Consider the following 25,395-nt stretch of genomic DNA (forward strand, 5'->3'; position numbering starts at 1 on the left):
GCGATGGACAGCTAGATGACCAGGCCCAATGAGGTCAGAAAGGAATGGTGCCGTATGCAGGATGCAATGCAGCGAATAATGGTCGCATTGCGCAGGAGCAGCGGTCGCAGGGTGGCGCTGCTGCTCGCGACGCTGGTGTTGGTGCTTGGGAGCCTTGGGGCTTTGCTCACGCTGCCACTCCTGGCGAAGGCGGTGCAGGCGAGTACTGCCGCGGTAACCGGTGGCGCCGGGGCAACGCTTCCCTATGTGGAGATGGAAGCCCACCAGGCTACGACCAATGGGAGTATCCTGGGACCCGATTTTTCGCTCGGCAGCCTGGCCTCCGATGCTGTGGATCGCCAGGCAGTCCTGTTGACCAGTGGTCAGTATGTACAGTTTACGCTGACACAGCCTGCCAATGCTCTGAATCTGCGCTATAGCATTCCCGATTCGGCCAGCGGTGGCGGTATCTCGGCCACGCTGAGCATCTACATTAACGGGGTGAAGCAGTCTCAGGAGCTGCAACTGACGTCGAAATATAGCTGGCTCTACGGGCAGCCGAATTTTTCGAATTGCAACGCCAACGACTGGAGCGATACACCCGGCGGCACACCGCATCACCAGTTTGATGAGGTGCATGTCCTGCTGCCGCAGATGAGCGCCGGTACAACGGTGAAGTTGCAGGTCGACCCCGATAATACGGCTCCCTGGTACGCCATCGATGTGGCCGATTTCGAGCAGGTGCCAGCCCCGCTGACGCAGCCCGCCGGCTCAATCTCGGTGACCGATCCCCCATATAATGCCGATCCTACGGGCAAGGTCGATGCCACGAGTGCTATCCAGCAAGCCGTCAATGACGCCTCGGCCCAGGGCAAGACGGTCTGGCTGCCCAAGGGGACATTTCTGGTGACCAGCCATATCCTGGTCAACAACGTGACGATGACCGGGGCTGGCCCCTGGTATACCGTGCTGACAGGCGCTCCCGTTGGGAGCAACGGCACTGGCGTTGGTGTCTATGGCTACGATGCCTACGATGGTCAGACCAGCTCCAATGTGACGCTGTCGAATTTTGCGATCGAGGGGCAGATTACGAATCGCATCGACTGCCTCCAGGATAACGGTATCGGCGGCTCCCTGAACAATTCGACGATTTCCAACATCTGGATCGAACACACCAAGGTGGGGATGTGGTTCGATGGTCCCTTCAGCGGCCTGAAGATCACCGGCTGCCGCATCGATAGCGTGCTGGCCGACGGCATCAATTTCCATCGCAACGTGACCAACTCCAGCGTGACGCAGACCATCATCCGCGGCACCGGCGACGATGGTCTGGCGATGTGGTCGGCTACCGATAATGTGCCGGCGACCGGCGATAGTAACAATACGTTTGATCACGATACGGTGCAGTCGCCGTATCTGGCCAACGGGATCGCGATCTACGGGGGCAATGGCAATAGCGTGACGAACGATCTGGTGACTGGCTCGCAGTATCGCGGCGGCGGCATCATGATCGACTATGAGGACTTTGGCAACGCTACCGCGCCTTTCGCCGGGACGACGACGGTGAGCAATGATACGATCCGGCAGACGGCGGGCATCGGCGATCAGGGCATCCAGCAGTTTGGCGCACTGATGTTCTGGGCCGATAGCGGGGCGATGAATGCGACGTTTACGGTCTCGAATGTGGAGATCGATAACAGCCAGTACATGGCGATTTCGTTCGATGGTGGGAACCCCATCAGCACGATCAATATGAATGGGGTGAACATCAGCGGCGCCGAATTTGCTTTTTCGAATAAGGTGAGCCAGGTGACCGGCTCGGCAAGCAATGTGACGGCCAGCGGGCTGACGGTGGCCAGTATCCAGAGCTGCGAGAGCAGCGGCTCCTGGAATATTACCCTGGGCAGCGGTAACTCCGGCTGGAGTCCCAGCTCGCAGGTCTGCGGCTTCCCCACGGGTACCCCAACGCCGACGCCTTCGCCAACGGCTCCGTTGCCGACGCCAACTCCTTCGCCAACCCCAACGCCGCAGCCGGCACCGACGGGGACCTTGGTCCTGGCTATTAATGCTGGCGGCAGCGCGGCTGGCAATTTCGTGGCCGACACCGACTACGATCAGGGCAACCAGTACAGCGATACCTCGACGACGATCAACACCAGCCGTGTGGCTGAGGCTATCCCGCAGGCGGTCTGGCAGTCCTGCCGCTGGAATAGCTCCTTTACCTATACCATCGGCGGTCTACAGGCAGGCAGCAGCTATACAGTGGCGCTCGATTGGGCAGAATTGACCTGGACGGCTGCCGGTCAGCGCCTCTTCAATGTGGCAATCAATGGGACGACAGTGCTGAGCCGTTTCGACGTCTACGCCACGGCAGGCTACAAGACGGCCCTGCAGAAACAGTTTACGGTGACGGCCAACAGCAGCGGCCAGATTGTGATCGCCTTTACGCAGGGCGGGGCCGATAATCCCTTTATCAGCGGCATTGAGATCTGGCAGCCGTCGGGCGGCACGGCCACGCCGACCCCAACGGTGACGGTGACGCCAACGAGCACGGCCACGCCGACCCCAACGCCCGCCCCTTCGGGGACGCTGGTCCTGGCGATCAATGCCGGCGGCGGCGCGGCTGGCAATTTTGTGGCCGATACGGACTACAATCAGGGCAACCAGTACAGCGATACCTCGACAGCGATCAATACCAGCGGGGTGAGCAATCCCGCCCCACAGGCGGTCTGGCAGTCCTGCCGCTGGAATAGCTCCTTTACCTATACCATCCCCGGCCTGACGGCAGGGACGGTCTATGTGGTGAAGCTGGATTGGGCCGAGTTGACTTTCCAGGCCGCCGGCCAGCGCGTCTTCAATGTGACGATCAACGGGAGCCCAGCCCTGATTAACTTTGACGTCTATGCCACGGCGGGCTATAAGACTGCCGTACAGCGCCAGTTTAATGTGGCCGCCAATAGCAGCGGCCAGATTGTCATTGCCTTCACTCAGGGGACAGCCAAGGCCGACAATCCTTTCATTAATGGCATCGAGATCTGGAAGCCAACCAGCACGCCGACACCGCCCCCGGCAGGAACCCTGATCACCGCCATCAATGCCGGTGGTTCGACGGCAGGCAATTTTGTGGCCGATACGGGCTACAATCAGGGGAATCAGTATAGCGATACCTCGACAGCGATCAATACCAGCGGGGTGAGCAATCCCGCCCCACAGGCGGTCTGGCAGTCCTGCCGCTGGAATAGCTCCTTTAGCTATACCATCACTGGACTGTTCGCCGGGGCACGCTATACGGTGAAGCTGGATTGGGCCGAGCTAACCTTCCAGGCTGCCGGCCAGCGCGTCTTCAATGTAGCGATTAACGGCCAGACGGTGCTGAGCAATTTCGATGTCTATGCCACCGCGGGCTATAAGACTGCTCTGCAGCGCCAGTTTACGGTTCAGGCTAACAGCAGCGGCCAGATCGTGATCTCCTTTACTCAAGGAAGCGCCGATAATCCTTTCATCAACGGCATCGAGGTCTATCAGGCATGATCTGCCTGACCGGGATGCAGCACCGCTTTCCCTCACAGGTGAGTGGATAGGCAGACGAGCAAGGAAGCTAGTTGCTGGATAGGTAAGACCCCGCTCGGAGCGCGGAGCACTCGCTCCGCCTCCGGAGGGGTCAGGTTTTCACAGGCCGGCTCGGCCCTGTTCAACAGCGCTTCTTTGTTCGTTTTTCAGCGAACCGATGAGCAGCGATCAACTTATAAAAACAAGCAACTAGAGTGGAAAGGAACCGAGCTTCATGGAGAGGGCACAGCCAGTAGCCACCAATGCTCACCCCGCTGTCACCTTACCGGATGGCTATCAGGCCCTGGGTCAAGCCCAGGTCTGCGAGCGAGACGCCGCCAGGATCTGCCTACGCAGCGGACCGGCCAGCGTTGAGGTGACGGCCCTAGCGCCGGACCTCTTCCGGGTTGGCCTTTTTCTGGATGGCCGTCCCCGCCGCTATGAGTCGCCGGCAGTGGTAGAACAGTCTTGGCAGGCCGGCCCGGTGATGATCACGGAGACGGCAGTGGGGCAGCTGAGCATGGCCACCACGTTCGCGACGGCGCACCTCTCTCTTGATCCCTTACGTCTCAGTTTCTCCGATCCGAGCGGGCGGGTCTTCGCTGCCGATGATCCCGAGCTGGGCATGGGCTGGTTTGAGCGGCCCGCAGAGGAGGCCCTGCTACCGCTGGCCAATGTGGCCGGAACCCTCGGTCTGCCGCTGCGCGTTTATAAGCGGCACCTGCCCAAGGAGCACTATTTCGGCTGTGGCGAGCGTACGGGCGGCCTGGATAAGACAGGAACCTATCAGCTCTTCTGGAATACCGACCCGCCGCCGGGGCGCAGCGTCTTCCAAAATAATCTGTACGTCTCCATCCCCTTTACGCTGGTGTTGGCCAACGGTCTGGCCTGGGGGCTGTTTCTGGATAACCCTGGGCGGGTGGCCTTCGATCTGGCTCACGAGGACCCGGGACGCTCCTGGTTCGGCACAAGTACCGGCGATCTGATCTATTATGTGTTTTGTGGCCCGACGCCCCAGGCGGTGCTGGCACGCTATACCGAGCTAACCGGGCACACGCCTCTGCCCCCGCTCTGGTCGCTCGGCAACGGTCAGAGCCGCTTTAGCTATGCTTCAGCGGAGGAGCTGCGCGAGGTGGCAGCGACCTTCCGCGCGCGCGATATCCCTTGCGATACGCTCTATCTGGATATCGATGCCCTCGATGGCTACCGTGTCTTTACCTGGGACCGGGAACGCTTCCCTGATCCCGCTGGTCTCTTCGCCGAGCTGCGCGCTCAAGGCTTCCATGTGGTGAGTATTGTCGATGCTGGCATCAAGGTCGATGAGGGCTACGCGGTCTACACAGATGGGAAGCGGCGTGATCTGTACTGTAAGACTCCTGATTATCAGGATTATCAGAATGCGGTCTGGCCGGGCCTCTGTGTCTTTCCCGATGTGACGAATCCGGAGGCACGCGCCTGGTGGGGCGAGCAGCATCGCCCACTGCTGGAAGCCGGTGTGGCCGGCATTTGGACCGATATGAACGAGCCAGCCGTCTTTATTCCGGTTCATGGGACGCTGCCACCTGAGACGATCCATCCCGGGGGCGGGCGACCGCGCCTGCATGCCGAGATTCACAATGCCTATGGCTCGTTATTGGTCCAGGCGACGCGCGAGGGGCTGCAGCGCCTGCGCCCGGATGAGCGTCCGTTTGTGATTTCGCGCGCCGGCTACGCTGGCATCCAGCGCCAGGCCTTGCTTTGGACCGGCGACAATGCGTCAACATGGGAGGACCTGGCCCAGAGCGTGCCACAGTTGCTTAATCTGGGCCTCTCGGGCGTGAGCTGGTGTGGCAGCGATATTGGTGGCTTCTACGGCGATTGCAGTGGTGAGCTGCTGGCTCGCTGGACGGAGTTCGGCATTTTTCAGGCTTTCTGCCGCAACCACTCGGAGAAGCAGACTCGCCGTCAAGAGCCGTGGGTGTTTGGCGAGCCGTATGAGTCGGTCTGTCGCGCCATGCTTAAGCTGCGGCAGCGCCTGCTCCCCTACCTGTATACGCTGTTCGAGGAGTGTCACCGCACTGGCGCGCCAGTGCTGCGCCCGCTTTTCTGGATGGCGCCGGCAGATCCCGCTGCCTGGGCTTACGATGATGAGGCGCTCTGCGGCCCTGCGCTGCTCGTAGCGCCTGTCACACGTCCGGCTGTCAGTCACCGCCATGTCTATCTGCCTGCTGGCACCTGGTTCCATTTCTGGAGCGGTCAGCGCTTCAGCGGTCCGACCCATGTGATAGCCTATGCCCCGCTCGGGCAGCCGGCGCTCTATGTGCGGGCCAATACAGCGGTGCCACTTTGGCCCGAGATGAACTATGTGGGAGAGCGAGAGCCTGATCCGCTGACGCTGCTGCTTTACCCAGCCGAAGGGAGCGGCGAAAGTAGTCTCTACGAGGACGCCGGCGATGGCTACGGCTACTTGCAGGGGGAGTACGCTCGCCGGCGCATCAGTTGCGAGGTTGAAGGCGATGAGATCCGGGTGTTCATTGGCACCCGCGAGGGCCGCTTCGTGCCAGAGCGCCAGCATATCGTGTTGGAGCTGCGCGCCCTTGAGCGCGCTCCCTGGAGTGTCGAGCAGAGTAGCGGAAACGGCGACTCCGCCAGCCAGGTCGAGTGGTCCTATGACCAGGAGCAGGGCCGCCTGCTGGTGACGCTGCGGGAGCAGGTTGAGGCACAAGAGCTGAGTATCCGCCTGGCGGCAAAAGCCACCGAGGGAGGGCCAGGCGCCTGGCTGGCTGGAGAAGACGAATGAGGAGCCTGCCGCTCGATCGGCTGTGAGCGGTAGGCAAGACGCTGACCTTCCCGCTGCTCGTCCCGGTCACTCGCCAGGCACTCAGACAGTGAGCGCGGATCAGTTGGCTTCTTCGCCTGTGCCAGTTCGTTAGATCAGGCTTCAGACCTTAGTGTTGCCAGAGCTAGAGAAAGGAAGAGGGCTGGTATCTCTTGCTAGCCCTCTTCCTTTTGTTTGCCTCTTAGAGCATTTTTCGAGGATTCCGCTAAAGAAGCGGAATCCTCGCGCTGCTATTCTGTGGGGCGTGAGCGCGCTGCTGCTCAGGCTGCTTCGGCCTGGTAGCTGCAGTACAATCGCCAGAGGATTCCGATAAAAATGCTCGTGGCTATCGTCTGACGGATAGGGAAACGATGAATCTGATTGTGGAAGGGGAAGGCATTTTTATTAGCAAACACCAAGGAAGAATTCGTCTGGTTCAGGAATCACAGGTCGTGGAGGAAGTACCACTGATTCAGCTCAAGCAAATTCTTGTCCATCGCATCGATACTGGCGTTGGGATCTCCAGCGATGTGGTGAAGCTCTGCAGCGAGGAAGGGATTGCGCTCCATTTTCTGGAGAAAAATGGCATGGTGAGAGCCTCACTCTGCGCCGCCGGGCTGACAGGTACTGTGCTCACCAGGCGCGCGCAACCGCTGGCCTTCAGTTCCGCGAAGGGGTGCGAGTTTGCCCGGGCTTTTACCTGCGGCAAACTGGCGAATCCGCTTCATCTGCTGCGCTACTTGATGCGAAGCCGCAAAGATGAGCAGCCGCAGCTTTGCCAGCAGCTGCACCAGGCGGTGCAAGCCATCCAGGACGTGCCTGGAGAAAGAGACAGAAGAGCAGGGGATTACTGTAAGGCATGCCTGCCTCAGAGACAAGGCCAGGATTTCCGACGATTTAGCGGAATCGCCTGGCTATACTCTCCCCAGAGCAGCAGGCCGACTGCTATCCCAGCGCAGCGGCAGGCCCCTGGCCCAGCTCCTCTTCCAGGCTAGGCCAAAACAAGCAAGAGCACCAAGGGAAAGGAGATGCCGCCTTGAATATCGAGACTATGAAGCGGGTCCATCGCCTGCAGACGATCATTCACCTTTTCGAGAGTCAGGCGCAGCGGCGTTGGCGCACCCGCGAGATCGCTGAGCGGCTGGGCATCAATGAGGATACGGCGAACAAGTACCTGAATGAGCTGCAGGTGACCGGCCTGCTGCCTCTTACGAAAGAGGGCCTCTACTGGTTTTTGCCAGAAGGGGCGGTCATCCCGAGATTGCAGCTCTCCCTGAGCTATCCCGAGGCGGTGGGCCTCTATCTGGCTGGCCGCCTCCTGGCCCAGACGCGCGATGAGCGTAACTGGCATCTGACGATGGCCCTGCATAAGTTGGTGGAGGCGCTACCCACTCCCGTGCGCGAGCAGCAGGAGACGATTGCAGCGCTGCTGCTCACGGAAGATAGCGAAAGGGAGGATTTTTCGGCCATTTTTCTCGCGCTGGCCTGTGGCTGGGTCCAGCACCGGCGCGTTCGCCTGATCTACGAGCCGCCGCGCAAGAGCCGTTTTGAGACGCTTTTCGATCCCTATCTGCTGGAACCATCGGCTATTGGGCGGACCATCTATGTGCTCGGCTACAGTCACGCTGTGCTGGCCTTGCGTACTTTGAAGCTGGAGCGTATTCAGCATGCAGAGCTAATTAATGAGTCATTTGTACCTGATCCCTCCTTTAAGGCCGAGGAATTGCTACAACGGGCCTGGGGCGTGATGTATGGCGATGAGGAACCGGTCAGGGTGCGTCTGCACTTCAGCAGCCAGGTTGTGAAGCGGGTGCGTGAGACGCGCTGGCATCCGTCGCAGGAGATTCGCCTGACGCGCGACGGCTGCGAGTGGACGGCCCTGATCGGTGATCTGGTCGAGATTGAACCCTGGGTTCGCGGTTGGGGAGCCGACTGTGTGGTGTTGGAGCCGGAAGAGCTGCGCCAGCGGGTCATCAGCCACGTCCAACGGGCCAGTCAGAACTATGGTTTGCAGCCTGGTCCTCTCTCCACTCATGAGCCAGGCAGGCTCAACCCGGATCTGTTTCGCCATCGCGTCCAAACAGAAGAGGCTTAGGTGAAGGAAAGGAAAGGAAAGAAAGGGGTGACGGTTTCCCTTATGAAGACTCTCTATCCCTATCAGGAGCGCGTGCTCCAGGTGCTGGCCCAGGGCCGCAATGTGATTCTGGTCATTCCGACGGGCGGCGGGAAGACGCTGGCTGCACTGCTGCCTTTCCTGCAAAGCTGCGCCTTCAACGATGGGACGCTGCCCGGGAAGGCCGTGTACGTCACGCCAATGCGGGTGCTGGCAACTCAGTTCACCAGGACCTGTCACCAATTGCTGGAGGAGCTGAATCCGCCTTTGATCGAGCCGCTGCGCCAGCGCTACGCTCAGTTCGGGCGCCCACTGCTCAGCCTGCAAACAGGCGAGTCGCCAGATGATCCCCAGTTCGAGTCTTTGATCACGGCCTGCACGATCGATCAGTTGCTGGCCAGCGCTCTCGGCGTGCCCTATAGCGTCGATGGGGCACGCGCCAATATCAACGTTGGCCTGCCCGCCAGCGCCTACCTGATTCTGGATGAGCCGCATCTGTATCCGCTGAATCGGCAAGGCCAGAGCTGCTTTGGCGCCTTGACCACGACGATCGAGTTGCTGCGCCAGCTCAAGGATCTGACGCGCTTCACCTTCATGAGCGCGACGCTCTCCAGACCGCTGGTGGAGCAACTGGCGCAGATGATCGACGCTGAGGTGATTGAGGCGAGCGATGAGGAGCTGGCCGCCCTGGCCAGGGGACGTCAGCGCGTCTTTCGGCGCGTGGCGGAGCCGCTGAGCGCTGAGCAGGTACTTGAGCGTCACCAGCGCTGCTCTCTGGTGGTCTGTAACCGTGTTGAGCGCGCCCAGGAGCTGTATCTGCAGCTCGATGAGCTGATTCAAGAGCGCGGCCTTGACATCCGTCTGCAACTGCTGCATAGCCGCTTTAGTGACGAGGATCGGCGTCGTCAAAGCGAGGAACTGCAGGGCTGGCTTGGTCCCGCCGCCTGGGATGAGAAGAGCGGGCGCTATCAGGGCGAGAATGTGATTGTGGTGGCGACGCAGGTGGTCGAGGTGGGCCTTGATATCTCGGTTGAGACGCTGCACAGCGAGCTGTCGCCGGCCAATAGCCTGATCCAGCGCGCTGGACGCTGCGCGCGCTTCCCTCACCAGCAGGGGCAGGTCTTTGTCTACTCGCTTCCCGTCGATGATCAGGGCCAGGCGCAGACACTGCCCTACGAGCCGGAACCCTGTCAACGCACGTGGGAGGCCCTGGCCGAGTACGATGGCCAGGTAGTGCGCTTTCAGGAGGAGCGTCGCCTGCTTGATACGGTCCATTGTGAGAGCGATCTCCAGTTGCTGGCGCGCTATGAGGAGCAACGGCCCGATCTGCTTGAGAAGATGGTGACCAGCTTGAGGAAGCCCGATCCACGTGTGCGCTCTACGCTGATTCGCGATGATCTGCAGGTGGCGCTGCTGGTGCACGATACGCCCGAAGAGGAGATCGTCACAGCGCCCTGGCAATGGCAGCTTTTCACGCTGCGTCCCAGTCTGCTCCAGGGCCGGCACTGGCAGGCCCTACAGGAGCGGGCCGCCGCGCTGGGCCTCGATTGGGTGTGCAAACAAGCGGTGCTCGTAGGTGCTGGGAGCGGGAGAGCGGCCCAGGGCGAGGACCATAGCCGGACCAGGAGCGAGACAGCAGCCCAGGGCGAGGACGATAGCCGGCGCGAGCCACTGTATACGTGGGAGCCGGTGACCAACCCGGCCACCGAGATCAGTAGTGCCCTGGTGCTGGCTTTGCCGCAGGCCCTGGTGACCTACGATCGCGATCTGGGCCTGGTCTTCCGCGACGGACGTCTGCCGCTGACCGCGCGCTGGCAGCAGCGCCTTGAGGGTACGCGCTACCAGAGCCGTCCGCTGGAACGGCGGCGCTCGGGTGCAGTCAGCCAGACGGTCTTGCGCCAGCGCTACGAGGAGCACATTGGGGGACTGGCCGATGCCTACCACTACGGCCTCTACCATGAGCTGGTCTATGCGCTACGCCGCCTGGAGGAGCGCATGGGATTGGCAGCGGGCACGATTGATCAGGCCATTCAGTTAGCGCTGGCGCTGCACGACCTGGGCAAGCTCGCTGAGGGCTGGCAGCGCTGGGCCCGCTCCTGGGAACGCCTCTATCACGAGAAGAAGGGCCTGCACTATCAGGAACCGGCAGCCGATTATCTCTTTGCCAAGACGACCTATGACGTGCGGGCCCGCGAAGAGCGACAGTGGGAGCAAGAGCTAGCGGTACGTCGTCCTAACCACGCCTGTGAGAGCGTGGCCCTGGCATGTCGCTTCATCAGGGATTGCCTGGGCGCGACAACGCCGGCAAGTCCCACTGCGCCCGTGGCGCGGGCTACCTGCTATGCCATCGCCCGTCACCATACCACAGGGGCTCACGAATATGGTGCGACCAGGCTGGCGCCAGGAGCCTTAGAGGCGGTGCGGCGAGCCTTAGCCCTGGTACAGCGCGAGACCTCGCCTCGGCCCATGAACCTGCAGTTGATCCTGCCAGAGTGCCAGCAAGGAGATCTCTTCCCCGAGAATGTCAGGTCGGGGAAGTTCAGTCAGCCCGATCTGGACCCGCAGACACCCCAGTACGAAACCTGGCTGGCCTTTGTCATGACACGGGCTTTGCGCCTGGCCGACCAGCGCGCCGACGTTTATCGTTAGCAAGGCGAGCTTGCCAGTTTCCTGACAGGTTCGCGATACTCGCGCCAGAAAGAGGAGGCGAGAGGAGAGGTCTAGATCATGCGCCAGATAATGTACCAAATGCCTGCCAAGTTATCATTTATGATCTGTTCGTTTTATAAATAGCGCAAAATCTCCTAACAGAGGACAGCGTATGACAACGCTCTATGTCAACAAAGCGAGCGGGACATTCGCCGATACCCTGCTCGCCCTGGGCGTAGCCGATCTCATGCGGCTCGGCCTGGCGCGCCTGGGCCGCCTGAAGCAGCCGCTAGAGATCTACGACGCCGGCCAGAGCTTTCTGATCCAGCTTCCTCCCGCGGAAGAAAGCGACCTGGCGAGCGGTAACCGCCTCCCCCTGCTGCGCCCCCTAAGCACCGCCAAACAGCAGGAGCGGCAGGCGAAAAAGGGGCGCACATTCAGCAAGGTCGAGATCTTTGACTACGAGGCCGAGCAAGAGAAACAGCGTCAGCTACAGGCACAGCTCGCCAAACTGCCGCCCGAGCAGCGGTCGCCGAAAGCGCGTCTCAACTCTTCCCCGGAGCTGCAGCAGATCCTGAGCAACGGCCCCAGCCCTGAGCTGGAGCACTACAAGGCCATCAACGTCATGAAGGTCGCCGACACCTTCAATGAGCTGGTGCTGCGTTGGGAGAACCTGAGCGCCGAGCAGCAATGGTTTGCCGTGCGTCTGCTCTTCCGCCTTTTCTCCGAGCCGCTCAACGACGTGGAGCAGGCGCAACGCACCTGGGAGAAGTGGGCCAAGGAGCAGGGCCTCAGCGGCAAGGCTCAGGCCACCGCCGTGCAACTGCTCAACCCGACCAGCGGTAAGGGGGCTAATGCTCCCAAAAGCAACCGTCTGGCGGTCGGCGGCCTGGAAAGTTTCTGGCTGCTGGAGCTGGTCAAGTTCCGCGGCTTCATGCTGGGCGCCGCACCCTATATGCTCAGCGGCAGCAAGGACCGCAAGACCTTCGTGGTGCTGCCCGAAAAGGTCGAGCTGGAGACGCTCAGGACCATTATGCAGAAGTTTCGCGAGATCTGCTGGTCCAGTACGGCCATCAAACAGGATATTCTGGCCGCCCTGCGCCTGGCTCAGGTTCTTGTGAACCACCGGCGCAATGAGCTGGCGAGCAGTCAGAACCTCGACCCGGACGAGCTTCCTCCCCTGGTCAGTATCACCCACGGGCTTGACGTGGCTTTCTACAAGGACATGGGTAGCGCCCACGCGGTGATGAACGTCTCGACTATCAATCTGCCTTCGTGGCTGCCGCCGCGCCTGCGCTCCGTCGCCGAGGCCACGCAGATCGATGAGCTGCTGGAGGAGCACATCGCCATCATCAACCGCATCGAGGGACCACAGGGGAAAGAAGGCAGTGAAGAGCTAGAGCTGCTGCGCATCTACCGCGATTTTCTCTCCAGCCACGATCTGCGCCTCTTCTGGCGCTTCGCCGCCAGCTATGGCCCTTACCTCTTCCGTCAGCGGGAACGCGAGAAAAACGAGAAGCGCTGGCTCAAGCAGTTTGCCAGCCAGGGCTTGGACAAACTTGTATTACTGGAGAGTGCTGCAATGGAAACGAAAAAAGGAACCCAGGACCTGAAACTGACCCCCATCCTTCAGAACAAAGGCTTCCAGCGCATCGCCTCGGCCATCCGCGAGGCAACGGTCAACGCCCAGCGACGCCGCTTCCAGGATAGCAACTATCCCTACGAGGTGCGCTACGGACTGGGGCAGGAGCTGCTGCGCAAGATCCATCGTCGCGACGAGTTTATGCAAGCCCTTAGCGAGTTTCTGCTGCATTACAACGCCGAGACCGCACGTGAAGAGGAGAAAGTGGCGCAGAAACTGGGACGCGCCTTGCGTTCAGAGGACTACAGCCAGCATCATCTGCGCTACCCCGTCACGACCAGCGATATCGACGAGTTTACGACCCTCTTCGACCAGTATCCCTGCGAGCTGGTGGCCTCGATGCTGCTCTCTTATGGCTACGCCCGCTGGGGCAAGGCCGCGGAAAGCAGCCAGAGCGAGGAGGATACAGAGGCAGCAGCCGCCCAAAGCCCACAGGCCTGATTCATCATTCACTTCGCAACAGAAATAGCACCAACGGCAACGATCATCACAAAGAAAGGGAGGAATCCAACTATGGCAAACACAGCGGTCTCTCTGTCCATCGCTGCGCGCATGACCCTGAACATGCACAGCCTCAACAACGAAGGCGGCGAGGGGAACCAGATTCAGACGCGCATGGTCGATATCGTCGGCGACGACGGTCTGCTGCACACCGTCAATGCCATCTCTGGCGACATGCTCAAGCATGTCCTTATGGAGCACTTCTATCGCCGCGCACGTGAGGAGGGCCTGAGCCTCTGCGCTGGCTGTCAGCAGTTCGATGCCAACCGCATCAATGCCGACAGCGACTTTATTAAGGGAGCTGGCGATACCGGCGCAGCCCTCATCGATGGCCTGCTGCAGCGCTGCGCCATGGACGACGTTGGTGGGATTCTGGTGACTGAAGGCGGGCGTTCGGTCCCGCGCAAGTCGGTCTGTGAATTCGGCTGGGTTGTGGCCTTACCCGAGCGCGTACGGACCGATAGCTACTTCCACGTCAAGTACGCCCTGGAGCGCGGTCCGGGCGCGGCGCGCAAGGAGGAGAGCAACGAACACAAAGGGGCCAACCTTGGACAAAGCATTTTCCATCGCCCGGCTTCCAGCGGCGTCTACGCCGTGGTCTGCCACGTCGAGCTGAGCCGGGTAGGCTACAACGATATCGCGCAGAGATACGCCATCAGTGCCGAAGAGCGCCAGCGCCGCACCCGTGTCCTGCTTGAAAGCCTGCTCTACAGCTTCCTGGAGTTCAACGGCGCCATGCGCTCGACCCAGCTCCCTCACCTGCTGGCCCTGGAAGGCTTCATCAGCACCAGCGACACCGCGACGCCGGCGCCGCTGGTCAGTCCGCTGCTGGGTGGCAGCGATGAGCCGCAGGCCTACCGCGAGCAGGCAGAGGCCATTGTTCGTGCCCTGAACGGCACTGGTCCCCAGCACGTGCGCCTGCAGACCTTCGATACGCTGGCCGAGTTCTCGCAGCAGATGCGCTCGCTGATCGACAGCATTACCCCCGAGGCAGCGTCGGCCTAGGTCGGTTGACCAATCCCATAGAAAGGAGGCAGACGACCAATGTGGATCGTCGCGCACTACTTGCCGGTCTCTTTCTTCTCGCTGCGACCGGCCAGCGCTACATCCTCGGGTGGTCAGACGCTGCTGGTGCCGACCCCTTTCGCTATCAAGATGGCCCTGCTCAGCACCCTGATCCGCACTCGCGGTCTGGCAGAGGGGGAACGCCTCTTCCCCGCTCTGCGCGACCTGCCTATCGCCCTGGAACCACCAGAACAGGCGGTCGTCATCAAGAGCTTCAGCAAGATCCGCCGCGAGCTGAAGGACAAGAGCAATCCCGAAAAGGCCGCTCGCGCGCGTCTAGAAAAAGAGTATCCTTTTCAGCCGACAATCGCTTATCGTGAGTACATTAGCTACTATGGAAGCCTGCGTCTGGCCTGCGAGGTAGCTGAAGGGAGTCCTCTGACGGCAGTGCTGCCGGAGCTGCTGGTCGGTCTCAACTACCTGGGCAAGCGTGGCGGCTTCATTCAGATCCTGCAGCCTCCTGCGCAAAGTGCGGAGCTGCCCGCGGGCAGCTTTCTGCTGCTGACCGCCTCACGGCAGGAGGCGTTTCCTATGCAGGGGACGCTGCAGGTGCTCGATGACTGCGGGCCGAAGCTGACCTTCGCTCAGGCCAACATCTATACGAACGAGCGTATTGTGCTGAACCGGGACCGCGTGCTCCGTCATGTAGTGCTCCCTTATCAGCGCTGGCGTTCTTCCCACTCCTATAGCTGGTACCGGCGCTTGCCACCTCCGTGATACGAGGGGAGATGACCAGCCACGCAGCTTGCGTGCCGCGCCGTCCCCCGTCCTGGCCAGGGAAGGGAAGAGGCTCCGCTTATGGATATGACCTTACTCACATGGAAGGGAGGCCTATGCTCACAACCTATCACCTGCTATGGACCATGCGCGTCGAGACACCGCTAGAGCTGGATGACTCTCCGGGGACGGCGCTGCGCGGCGCGCTTTTTACGGCGATCTGGCGCCGTTTCTGCACGAACAAGCAGGCCCCCACTTGCCTGGAATGTCCCCTGCTGCAGGTCTGTCCTGTCAGTGCGCTGTTGGCGCCAGCGGATGACCCGCAAGCGCCAACGCTGCAGCGCCTTAACGGGCAGCCCTGGGGGCGTGATATTCCTCGCCCCTATGTGCTGGAGCCGCCGTTAGAGGGAGGACGGCGCTACGAGCCAGGCGAGCGACTTGTGTTTGGAATGACGCTCATTGGCCGACGCGTGGAGCTGCTGCCCTATGTTATGCTCAGCAGCCAGGAACTGGAGCGCCAGGGCCTGGGGCGCCCTTTGCCAGAGAACGGCTCGCCTCCCCGACGCGGCGGGCTACGCATCGAGAGGATCGAGGCCTATCATCCTTTTAGCGGGGAGCGGCAGCAACTCTATCGGGCTGGGGCCCAGCAGGTCAGAACGCCGACGCTGGCAGTGCAGGCGGAGGCGGAGGATGTGCGCCAGCGCGCGCTGACGCTGCCGGAGCAACGGGTGACGCTGACTTTCTTGACCCCCCTGCGCCTGGTACGGCATGGCGCGCTCTGCAAGGAGCCGGATTTCGCTACCCTCGTGCAGCGACTGCTTGAGCGCCTGGAGCAACTGGGACTGGCCTACGGCGCTGCCGAAGAGGCGCGCGCCCTGGCAGAGCAGCGGGAACACCTGCTAGCGCTGGCGGCGGCGGTGCGCTGTGAGGGGCATACAATGCGCTGGCAGGATATGCCCAGTTATTCACGTCGCTTGCGACGCGCTACTCCCATTGGCGGTCTGGTGGGGCAGGCGACTTTCGTGGGCGACCTGGCAGAGCTGCGGGAGCTGCTTGTGTGGGGTGAGCTGATCCACGTAGGGAAGGACGTGGTAAAGGGCAATGGTTGGTATCGCGCCTGTCATTCGCAGGAAGCGGATGTACATACCCCCTCTCTCTCAGTTCATAAGCGAGAGTAAGCGAACCAATCAGGGGCAACCTGGCAGACTGGCCTCATCGGTATCATCAGCTGCCAGGTTAGCTTACCTCTGATTTGCCTTGCCGACGATGCTACCTTTTCGCCTTACTTACAAACGTATCTCAGTCTAATTGCATTCGTATTAAGAAGCTCCAGGAGATCCTCATCCTGAGCAGGACAGGGGCATCTGCAGGCATGCTCCATGTGCCACTGTATGCGTTGCTCCAAAGTTGGATGGTGAGGCAGTCGATGTTTCGCATGCCACTCGGCATTTGGAGAACAATCAAATACCATCAGGCTTGACCTCCTATGGGCCTGTTTCACAGGCGGCTCGCTCTTGGACAGAGAGGGAGGAGGCTAGTACAAACCACTTCGCTGCCTATTGCGGAGGTATTACCCCGGCCATGCTGCCAAAGAACTGGTTAAGCAAGTCTGGGCCAGGTTGATCAGTAGAGCAAAGCAGCCAGCCTGACCCGAGCCAACCACGTCCCGCCAGCTTCGGAACTCATGCCTATAACGTGGCTTCGTCTGTCGTGCCGGGCTTGCGTCCCCGGACCGTCAGCAGGTTCCAGAGCGCACAAAAGTCCTCTTGTTGCATCTCTGCTACAGCCTGCTGATAGAGACGCTCTAGCTCTTCCTTTGTCCCCATCCCCATCTTGATCAGAAACGGTTGCACCAGTTCCAGGAAGAGCAAGGCATCCTTGAAAACGGGATAGTGCCCTTCGGTCCCCATCGACCACTCGATCACGCTCGCTCGCAGTCGCACCTCCTCAAAGCCCGCCTGCCGCACCAGCCGCGGCAACACCGGCGTGATGCCGACATGCCCCCCATCGGGCGAAAAGCTCTGTCCGGCCAGCTTGAGGGCCTGGGTGCCAAGATGGAAGAAGTGCTCATAGGACGGACTGGTGGTCAAAGGGGACTCCATTTCGGTCAGGCGCACGATCCCTCCAGGCTTGAGCAGGCGGAAGCACTCTTTCAGCAAGCGGGGCCAGGCCTCCGGCAGCATGAAGCCACATAGCAAGCGTCCGTTGATCAGGTCAAAGGAGCTATCGGGGAACGCTAATGGCTCCATCACATTCATCACCTGAAAGTGGGCGTTCTCCAGTCCACGCGATTGCGCCTGGGCCCGGGCATACTCGATCACTTGCTGGCTAATATCGATGCCGATGACTTTGACGTGCGGATAGTGAAAGGCCACTTCCAGATCCCAGCCACCAGGACCACAGGCCAGATCGAGCACTCTCCCCCCTTCCGGCAACTGCTGCCCTTCAGGAAAGAGTCCCCCCATTCCCTCGGTCAGTAGCCGGTCCTGTTGCATTAAGCGCGCTAACTCGCCCGCATTCTCTGGGTCGATGATATAGGTATGCTTGGTGGCTTCTTCCATGCTTCTTGCTCCTCGCTTGTCAGATTGATGGCGCCCCCGGTCAGGCCAACACGGGCCGCTGCGTTACCAGGTGTTCAAGGCCCGACGCCACGGCCAGAGAAAGAGGCGCCGGGCGCCTGCCCAAAAGCAGCCGCTCGTCCTTCTCCCCGAACAGAGCAGAGAACCGGCCCGGCCCCCTGATCCTGTCCTGCCCTCAGTGCAGCTCTGGCCTGGCTCAGGAAAGGCAGGGCTTTGACACCTGTCCAGAGTGATGGCACCTGTTTCTCACGCTGCTTCTTCAAGTGTAGCAGACAGCAGCCCGGCTGCGGAAGGGTCATGGTTCGCAGAACACCGCCCCGGCTCATCTCTGAAGAGAGATAGTGCATCGGCCTCCAGCTCGGAGCCCCAAAAAGCAAGGAGGCAATAGGGGCTTCGAAGCCTCTATTGCCTCCAATCGGTTGAGGTGCAGGGCTGACAGGAACGTGTTTTTCTCAGTTCGAGGCGGAGGCAGGCCGCCAGAGAGAAGCGAGGAGGCTAGCGATGCACCTCCTCCGGCAACTCATACCACTGCAGACGCCGCCCGACCAGGGACCGCAGTTTCCAGGCGCTGGACTTCGGGGCCTGATCCAGCAGGCGCAGCATCTCTTCAATATGCCGCCTGACACGAGCTGCTTCTTCGGCCTGCAAAAGCTGATCCGCCTCTTGGGCCACGCGCCGCAGGTTATCAGTGACGGTCGTGTACCAGCCCCAATCGTGAGCGCAGACCTGCGTCACGATGCGCATATCAAGCTGCTCGCCAGGATTGGCTGCCGTCTCCTGGGGAGGGAAGTCCAGCAGCAGCGCCAGCAGATCCTGAATATCTTTGGCATTCAGCTCCACAATCTGCAGCTTCGTCAGCAAGAGATCGGCTGGCGATAGCGTCAACGGATGCAACTGGAGACGTGGCTCCAGCACGAGCTTATGACACATCTCAAAGACGCTGAGAAAAATATCGATCTGGCGCTGGTGGACCTGATCGTAGAAGAGCAGACGCCGCTCGCCGTGCAGGGCGTTAAAGCGTCGGTCAGCAACATAGCCGTTGGCCTCCAGAGCAACCCGTAACGGACGAGCCTGCTTCTTGGGCGCCACAAAGTCCAGATCGGCATAGGAGCGCGCGAGAGAGCGATGACGGGCGCTGGGACAGCGCAGCCTCACCGCCAGGCCGCCCAGGAGGCGCAGCGTCAGGCCCTCTTGCTGCAGCGCTGTCACCAGACGCTGGGCCTCCGCCACGCCGTCGGCCAGAGTCGGCCCCGGCCCGTTGGCGCTCCCCGCCTCTGCCGATGCGGGCAAGCCAGCCTCAAAGTCTCCCGGCCTTGTCATGGCCACCGCCTTTCCTTGGTCGTCTTGACTGACGGATCGAGTGAGTGGGCTTCATCCAGTGATCAGTTGATAACTGAGCAGCTTCGGCCCCTTGAGCGTGACCAGCGCAGCGCGCAGATGCCCGTCGCCATACTCGCTGCCCGGATTGATACAGGTCGTGCGCCCGATTTTGCTCACCGCTCGCGACTCATGAACGTGACCATGCAGCGAGACCAGGGGCTGGAATCGCTCGATCATCGTGCGCACGGCTTTGCTGCCCACCGGCCCGGTGGCAATCTCGCCACCGACGACGACCGGCTTGAGCTGCTCATCCAGCAACGGCGCGGTGTCCAGGCCAGAGCCATACGGCGGGACATGGACATTGAAGACCGCCCGCTCGGGATGCTGAACCTGACAGGCCATTGATTCGATAAAGCGACCTAACTCCTCATCAGGAATATCGCGCGGGGCCTGCCAGGGCGTCAGGTTCGCGAAGCCCGCACTGACCATCTCGTGCTCATCATCGATCAGTACCACCCGGCCCTCGGGCATCTCCACGTAACTGGCCTGCTTCAAAACCTCCACGATCTCCGGCTCGTCATCGTTTCCCGCGTCGATAAAGCAGCGCACACCGCTTCCGCGGAGACGCTCCTCCGCCAGCTCACACCAACGCTGCACGCTCTCGACCATCAGGCGTGTAAACAGACGATCGACCAGCGTCCGGTCGCTTTCCAGGGTGGCCAGCTCCTCCGCCGTGGTTCGAAACGGATAGGCGCCCGCATGGCGCACCTGACGCTCGAAGGCAGCGACGGCCTCCTCAGACTCGAGCGTCACTCGCTCCCCCAGAAAGGTGGCTCGATAGCGACTATGATGGCCATCGCGCACAATGGGGATCAGTGCTTTGCCAGTAATATCGCCCCCCAGGATCAGGACATTGGCGCCATAAAACTTGGCGCTGTTAATGAACTTCATAAAACAGCGCTCGGAGCCGTGAATATCGGTAGCAAAGAAGATCGTGGTTCGACGAGTGCCAAACATCAGCGAGACAACTCCCTTTCCAGAGCGGCGGCCCGGCCCGCTCTCTCCAGCGTCCCGCCCCAGGGCCAGCCAGCTCGACTACGCCCAGCGACTACACGCCCCAAGACCATCGGCAGGCGAGGCGCGCCAGACCGGATAACCTACCTACCTACCACCCGCGCCTGGCCAGCCCGGCGGTCGGTCAGGACATGAACGCCCCACCATTCACATCGACCGCCAGACCGGTCATGTAGGCTGCACGTTCACTCAACAGAAAGGCCACCACCCGCGCTACATCCTCCGGCTCTTCCAGGCGCCCCAGAGGGATCGCCCGCAGGTAGTCGGCGATGACCTCATCGGGCGTGATGCCCCGTAGTTGAGCCTCCCAAACCACTTCACGCTCTTGCATCGAGGTCCGCACATAGCCCGGGCAGACAGCATTGACACGAATGCCGGCCTCGGCAGTCTCAAGCGCCAGAGCCTGGGTGAAGCCAACGACGGCGAACTTGGAGGCGGAATAGTGGGCCAGGAAGGGCGCCGCCTTCTTGCCAGCCATCGAGGCAATATTGACGATGCTACCACCCCCTCCACGACGCAACATGGCGCGTACCTCGGCCTGGCAGCAGAGAAAGACCCCCTTGGCATTGACGTCCATGTTAAAGTTCCAGTCATCCTCGGTCAGGTCAACGACGCGGGCCATCGAAGAAACGCCGGCATTGTTGACCGCCAGTTCCAGGCCCCCCAGACGAGCCTGGGCCTCTTCAATGCAGGCGGCCACCGCCGCGCCCTGTCGCACGTCAAGGGCCGCAGCGTAGAGACGAGCCTCTGGCCGGAGCGCCCTGGCTTCAGCCGCGGTGCGCTGAGCGGCCTCTCCATCCAGATCGGTAATATAGAGATCGGCCCCCTCACGCACCATCTCCAGAGCAATGGCGCGCCCAATCCCGGTACCTGCACCAGTGATGAAACCTCGCAAACCAGCTAAGAGCATCTCCCTTGGTCCTCCTTACGGCTTTCTCTCTCGGTTCAATTCAGTCTGAGCTGAGTTGAGACTGGACCGGACAGATAGGTCTTCCTCTGCCTGGGCCTGAATCAGGCGCGCCACATCCGCAAGCTGAGCCAGCTCGGGAAAGAGGGGCTGCAGACGACGGTAGAGATCGCGGTAGAGGAAAAAACCCCGCTGATAGAGTGCCATCTGCTCGGCACGCGGCCAGTAGGTCGGTCCTTGAGCGATGAAGCGCGTGATCTCTTCCCAGCGATCAAAGAGGCCGGCCCCCATCCCGGCTACGTAGGCTACGCCCAGGGCCGAGGCCGCCTCACCCGCTACCACCGTCACTGGCTGACCGACGACATCCGCCGCGATCTGCATCCAGAGGGCGCTCCGGCTGCCCCCATCGGCGGCACAGATACGCCGGATAGGCCGTCCCGCCTCGCGCAGGAGCTCCAGATGATGGGCAAAGCCATAGCAGACGGCTTCCAGCACGGCCCGATAGAGATGAGCGCGCCGGTGATGAAGCATGAGGCCGGCAAAGATGCCACGCGCCATCGGGTCGAAAATGGGAGTTTTCTCTCCCAGAAAATAGGGCAGCGCCAACACGCCATCAGCACCGGCGGGCACGGCAGCCGCCTCCTCATCCAATTGAGCCAGCGAGCAGCCGGGGGCCAGTTGGGTCATGAACCACTTCACCAGCGAGCCGCTGGCGGCCATGCAGCCATTGATGAGCGTCAGGCCAGGGATATCGTGGTAATCAAAGTAGAAATGGGGATCAGGCTCTGGCTGATCAGAGCAATAGAGAATGTCGCCGGCCCCGCCAAACTTCAACAAGATATCGCCCTGCTGCGTCAGGCCAGCAGCCAGGGCCGCCGCCACATGGTCAGCGCTCCCGGCCACTACTGGAGTCCCAGCCTGCAGACCGGTTGCTTCCGCCACCGCTGCGCTGACTCCCCCCACAATCTCGGTTGGGGCATGCACCGGCGGCAACAGGCTGCGGGCGATACCAGCCTGATCCAGATAGGGCTGATGCCACTGCCGCCGCCGCACGTCATAGAGCGCGCTCTCCACGGCCCAGTTCTCTTCGAGCGACAGCTGGCCGGTCAGGCGCCAGACAATGAAGTCATAGGAGCCACACAGAGAGACGGTACGCGCCACCACCTGGGGCTCGTGCTTGAGCAGCCAGCGCCAGCGCGGATCGATATTTTGCTGGTTGACGACACCTCCGGTCACCTGGAAAAACTCGTCCGCATTGACGGCGGCCTGCAACTCCTCGACCTCCAGAGCTGAGCGGGCATCGTTTTGCAGAATGGCCGGGCGCAGCGGGCGCCCGCTGCTATCGAGCAGCACCATCGCTGGCACCATGCCCGAGACGCCGATCGCCGCCACCTCGTCAGCAGGGATCTGCCTCAACAGCTCGCGCAGCGCCTCCTGACAGGTCTGCCACCATTGCTCGGCATCTTCTTCGGCCCAGCCGGGTTGAGGTGAGCGCAGCTCATGCGGGCGCTCAACCTGCGCCACCAGCCCGCGCTCACGCTCAAGGGCGACGGCCTTCAAGGCGGTCGTGCCCACGTCCAGCCCCAGCGCATAACGCTTCTGTGTGGGCATCGTCAGGCCTCCTCGCGCGCAGCCCGCACCTCATCCATAAAGCGCCGCACACGCTCCGGGTCGACCGGGTTCCAGGTATAGCCGTCGCGCTTGAGACCAGTGCCGACGATCACTCCATCCGCCACCGCCAGGGTGGCGCGCACGGTCTCAATACGTACCCCGGTGTTGGCCAGCACTGGTGTGGAAGGAACTGCCGCCTTGGCCTCGCGAATGTGACTGAGATCGGCCTCAGCTCCAGCCATTGGACCGGAAATCAGAATGGCATCGGCCAGTGAGGAAACAACGACGCTCCGCGCCAGCGCTCCAATGGGGCGCGGGCTAAGTGGACGGGCAAACTCCGGCTCGATGTTGAAGAAGAGCCGAATGTTGTCGGCCCCGATCTGCCGGCGATAGTCCAGGGCCGCAGCGGCATCAGGCTGCCAGAGGCCCATGTCACTGTCGTAGACACCAGTGAAGACCTCGCGCACGAAACTGGCTCGTACCGCCTGGGCGACCGCCAGCGCCGCCAGTGGGTCCCAGAGCAGGTCAACCCCATAAGGCAAGCTCAGATAGGGACGCAGCTCGCCAATGGCGGCGGCCATCGCCGCTACCTGAGCGCGATCGATCTTGAGGGCATAGGGACGATCGCCTTCATTGCAGAAGAGCAACCCGTCTACTCCCCCCTCCTGAAGAACTTCCAGATCGCGCCGCAGGGCGTCGACGATGGCGGCCATCCCGCCGCGACTGTCATAGAGCGGTCGCCCCGGTAAGGGCGGCAAATGCATCATGGCGATCACCGGGCGCGGGCGTCCGAAGAGCTGCTCAAGCACGGAGCCTGGCCCTGCTGCTCTCTCTGACATCTTCTCTCTTTCTCTCCTGTGAGCGACTTAGCGCACAAGCACATCGGTCTAGGTGACAGACAAGTGGCTGCACTGTCCTCGCGACCGGTCTCACCCGATCGTCTGTTGGTCCTGGTCCAGGTAGAGAGGAGACGGCACGGCTCTCGCCCATGCCTTCCCTCGTTCCCAGACCAGGACCAGAAGCGGCCTTGGGACAGGTCTCTCTCGCCCTCAGCCTGGCTGATTGACTGGCAGGCCGAGGCTGCTGTCTGTCTGGCTGTCTGTCTGTCTATCTGTCCCCAGGCGCCCCCCTCTTCTTCTCCTGTTCTCCTGCCCTATTCAGGAGGAATCTCCCGGAAGGCCGCGCTGAGCTGGATGCCCTGGCGCTGGCGGATCAAGCGTACGATCAGATAGTAGATCAGGCCCAAGATGGGCACGGCGAAGGCCTCCGCCATTGAGAGCAGCGAGACCTTTCCAAAGGCGGTCGTCGCAAAGGTGACATAGAGGACAAAGGCCCAGCTCAAGAGCATGACGATGCCGACCAGCGTCAGTACAGGGATGCCGAGCAGGCGTGCGCGCACCATCGCCGGCGCCTCTTCAAAGAGCGACGGGCGCGTGAAGGGCATCAAGATCGCCGCCAGGGCCACAGCGATAAAGGCCAGCGCCATGACCGCAATCACGTTGATCAGGAGGGCGCTCAGGCCCTGATAGATGTTGAGGTAATTGAGCAACTCGATCCAGAGGGCAATGACCACTGTGGCGATCACCGGCGTGTGCAGGCGCTCGCTCACTTCCGCCACCCCCGCCGGCGCCAGACGATCAAAGGACCAGGCGAAGAGGTTGCGCGTGGCGATCATAAAGCCGGTCGGCGTCCACCAGAGCACCGAGAGCACAAAGCAGGCGGTTACAAACACCTGTAGGAAAGTGGGCAGCGAGAGGAATTTGACCAGCGACGGTAAGTACGGAGCAAATGACAAGGGCGAAGGCGAGACGTTGAAGCCCAGATAGACCAGCGAGCCAAATTCCGAGCCATAGGTGCGATAGATCAGGGCGCTCCCCAAGATGTAGAGCAGAGCACTGATAAGCAAAGCCCCCAGAATCGAGAAGGTCGCGGTCCGCCGCACATTCTTGATCTCACCCGCAAAGTAGCCGGTCCATTGGAAGCCCGTGAAGACCTGGAAGGCGTAGATCATAGCGAAGATCGTGCCAGCCCAATCAAGACCCGAGCCTGCCGAGAAACCCGCCTTCGTGGCCGCGCTGACCACCCTGGCCAGGGTGGTGCCGCTATGCGCGTTAAAATTGCTGACAAATGCGCTGTGATCGGTCATCGCCAGACCAACCAGCCAGACCAGCATGCCCAGCCAGACCACGACAAACATCACCAACATGTAGCGCGCTACTCGCCGGGCCCCCAGCACCATCAGGCCAGCGAAGACCACGGTGAGGACAGTCGCGATCAGAAATTGCGTGAGCTGGTCGGGGGCCCAGGTGAAACCGGCCACAAAGCCCAGGCTGGGACCCAGCAGCGTGAGCATGGTCGTGAAATTAAAGGAGATCCAGGTCGTGAAGACAAAGGTCAGCGTCAGATTGGTTAAGAAGCCAATCCCCGGCCCCAGTACCCGGCTGACCCAGACATAGTCACCGCCGGAGCGCGGCATCGCTACCGTGAAATAGAGGTAGACCATGCCAAAGCAGAAGACCAGCGGCAGGGAGAGCAAGAAGGAGATCAGGACATTCGCACCAGGCCAGAAGGTGGGCGCAAATGAGAAGACCTGGGTGATCCCCACCGGAATGAGGACAGCGGAAAACACCAGGTTGAAGGCGTCAAACGGCGACAGCTCGCGCACCAGACCGGTGGCATTGCGAACAAAATGCGTCGTGGTGCCAGCTGCTCCCTTGCTGACGGTAGACATCAGATCCTCCCTCCAGATGCAGGGGAATGCAAACAGCGGACAACAGCGATAGCTGTCCCTCCCGGCAAAAGCAGCTCACCGTGGGAGAGAGTCATGTGACTATGATGTCCAGAGATCAGGACATACGACTGGCCTGACAGGTTGAAACAGAGGAAAACCAG

The 25,395-nt window shown here is 61.3% G+C and carries 16 protein-coding genes; 9 read left to right on the forward strand and 7 right to left on the reverse strand.

The window, feature by feature from the left end; all coding sequences use genetic code 11:
• Window positions 1-54: 54 nt before the first annotated feature.
• The 9 genes from KTAU_RS11215 to cas6 all read left to right on the forward strand — a co-directional run bounded on the left by KTAU_RS11215 (window position 55) and on the right by cas6 (window position 16,190).
• Window positions 55-3,510, forward strand: coding sequence for a malectin domain-containing carbohydrate-binding protein (locus tag KTAU_RS11215; RefSeq protein ID WP_170293227.1), 3,456 nt, complete (start codon window positions 55-57; stop codon window positions 3,508-3,510).
• Between the two features lie 253 nt (window positions 3,511-3,763).
• Complete coding sequence (locus tag KTAU_RS11220) at window positions 3,764-6,307, forward strand: glycoside hydrolase family 31 protein (RefSeq protein ID WP_151728468.1); 2,544 nt, start codon at window positions 3,764-3,766, stop codon at window positions 6,305-6,307.
• A 389-nt stretch (window positions 6,308-6,696) separates the two neighbouring features.
• Window positions 6,697-7,320 carry a CRISPR-associated endonuclease Cas1 gene (gene cas1 / locus KTAU_RS11225; RefSeq protein ID WP_151728469.1) on the forward strand — a complete coding sequence of 208 codons (624 nt, stop codon included), beginning with the start codon at window positions 6,697-6,699 and terminating at the stop codon, window positions 7,318-7,320.
• A gap of 41 nt (window positions 7,321-7,361) precedes the next feature.
• Window positions 7,362-8,420 (forward strand): helix-turn-helix transcriptional regulator, encoded by a 1,059-nt coding sequence (locus tag KTAU_RS11230; protein WP_151728470.1) that lies wholly within the window; start codon window positions 7,362-7,364, stop codon window positions 8,418-8,420.
• Between the two features lie 42 nt (window positions 8,421-8,462).
• Entirely contained in the window at window positions 8,463-11,087 is a 2,625-nt protein-coding gene (cas3, locus tag KTAU_RS11235; RefSeq protein WP_228026413.1) for a CRISPR-associated helicase Cas3', read from the forward strand.
• Window positions 11,088-11,259: 172 nt separating this feature from the next.
• Entirely contained in the window at window positions 11,260-13,170 is a 1,911-nt protein-coding gene (locus KTAU_RS11240) for a hypothetical protein (RefSeq protein WP_151728472.1), read from the forward strand.
• Window positions 13,171-13,242: 72 nt separating this feature from the next.
• Window positions 13,243-14,235: a DevR family CRISPR-associated autoregulator gene (locus KTAU_RS11245; RefSeq protein WP_069804365.1), complete on the forward strand. Its 993-nt coding sequence runs from the start codon at window positions 13,243-13,245 to the stop codon at window positions 14,233-14,235.
• 39 nt (window positions 14,236-14,274) lie between these two features.
• The gene (locus KTAU_RS11250) at window positions 14,275-15,012 is read left to right on the forward strand and encodes a hypothetical protein (protein WP_151728473.1); all 738 of its coding nucleotides are present in this window, start codon (window positions 14,275-14,277) and stop codon (window positions 15,010-15,012) included.
• A gap of 116 nt (window positions 15,013-15,128) precedes the next feature.
• Entirely contained in the window at window positions 15,129-16,190 is a 1,062-nt protein-coding gene (cas6, locus tag KTAU_RS11255) for a CRISPR system precrRNA processing endoribonuclease RAMP protein Cas6 (RefSeq protein ID WP_151728474.1), read from the forward strand.
• 510 nt (window positions 16,191-16,700) lie between these two features.
• Here cas6 and KTAU_RS11260 read toward each other — a convergent pair.
• From KTAU_RS11260 to KTAU_RS11290, 7 genes are all read right to left on the reverse strand, one after another.
• A complete protein-coding gene (locus tag KTAU_RS11260; RefSeq protein WP_151728475.1) occupies window positions 16,701-17,573 on the reverse strand; it encodes a class I SAM-dependent methyltransferase in 873 nt (290 codons plus the stop codon).
• A 513-nt stretch (window positions 17,574-18,086) separates the two neighbouring features.
• The gene (locus tag KTAU_RS11265) at window positions 18,087-18,911 is read right to left on the reverse strand and encodes a nucleotidyltransferase family protein (RefSeq protein ID WP_151728476.1); all 825 of its coding nucleotides are present in this window, start codon (window positions 18,909-18,911) and stop codon (window positions 18,087-18,089) included.
• Between the two features lie 51 nt (window positions 18,912-18,962).
• A complete protein-coding gene (locus KTAU_RS11270; RefSeq protein ID WP_151728477.1) occupies window positions 18,963-19,928 on the reverse strand; it encodes a metallophosphoesterase family protein in 966 nt (321 codons plus the stop codon).
• A gap of 181 nt (window positions 19,929-20,109) precedes the next feature.
• On the reverse strand, window positions 20,110-20,895 hold the full coding sequence (locus KTAU_RS11275; protein WP_069804359.1) for an SDR family NAD(P)-dependent oxidoreductase: 786 nt from the start codon (window positions 20,893-20,895) through the stop codon (window positions 20,110-20,112).
• 15 nt (window positions 20,896-20,910) lie between these two features.
• Complete coding sequence (locus KTAU_RS11280) at window positions 20,911-22,503, reverse strand: FGGY-family carbohydrate kinase (protein ID WP_151728478.1); 1,593 nt, start codon at window positions 22,501-22,503, stop codon at window positions 20,911-20,913.
• A 2-nt stretch (window positions 22,504-22,505) separates the two neighbouring features.
• The gene (locus KTAU_RS11285) at window positions 22,506-23,342 is read right to left on the reverse strand and encodes a BtpA/SgcQ family protein (protein WP_069804357.1); all 837 of its coding nucleotides are present in this window, start codon (window positions 23,340-23,342) and stop codon (window positions 22,506-22,508) included.
• A 314-nt stretch (window positions 23,343-23,656) separates the two neighbouring features.
• Entirely contained in the window at window positions 23,657-25,234 is a 1,578-nt protein-coding gene (locus KTAU_RS11290) for an APC family permease (RefSeq protein ID WP_151728479.1), read from the reverse strand.
• Between the last annotated feature and the right edge of the window lie 161 nt (window positions 25,235-25,395).

The organism is Thermogemmatispora aurantia (assembly GCF_008974285.1).
In the GTDB taxonomy this organism is placed as follows: domain Bacteria; phylum Chloroflexota; class Ktedonobacteria; order Ktedonobacterales; family Ktedonobacteraceae; genus Thermogemmatispora; species Thermogemmatispora aurantia.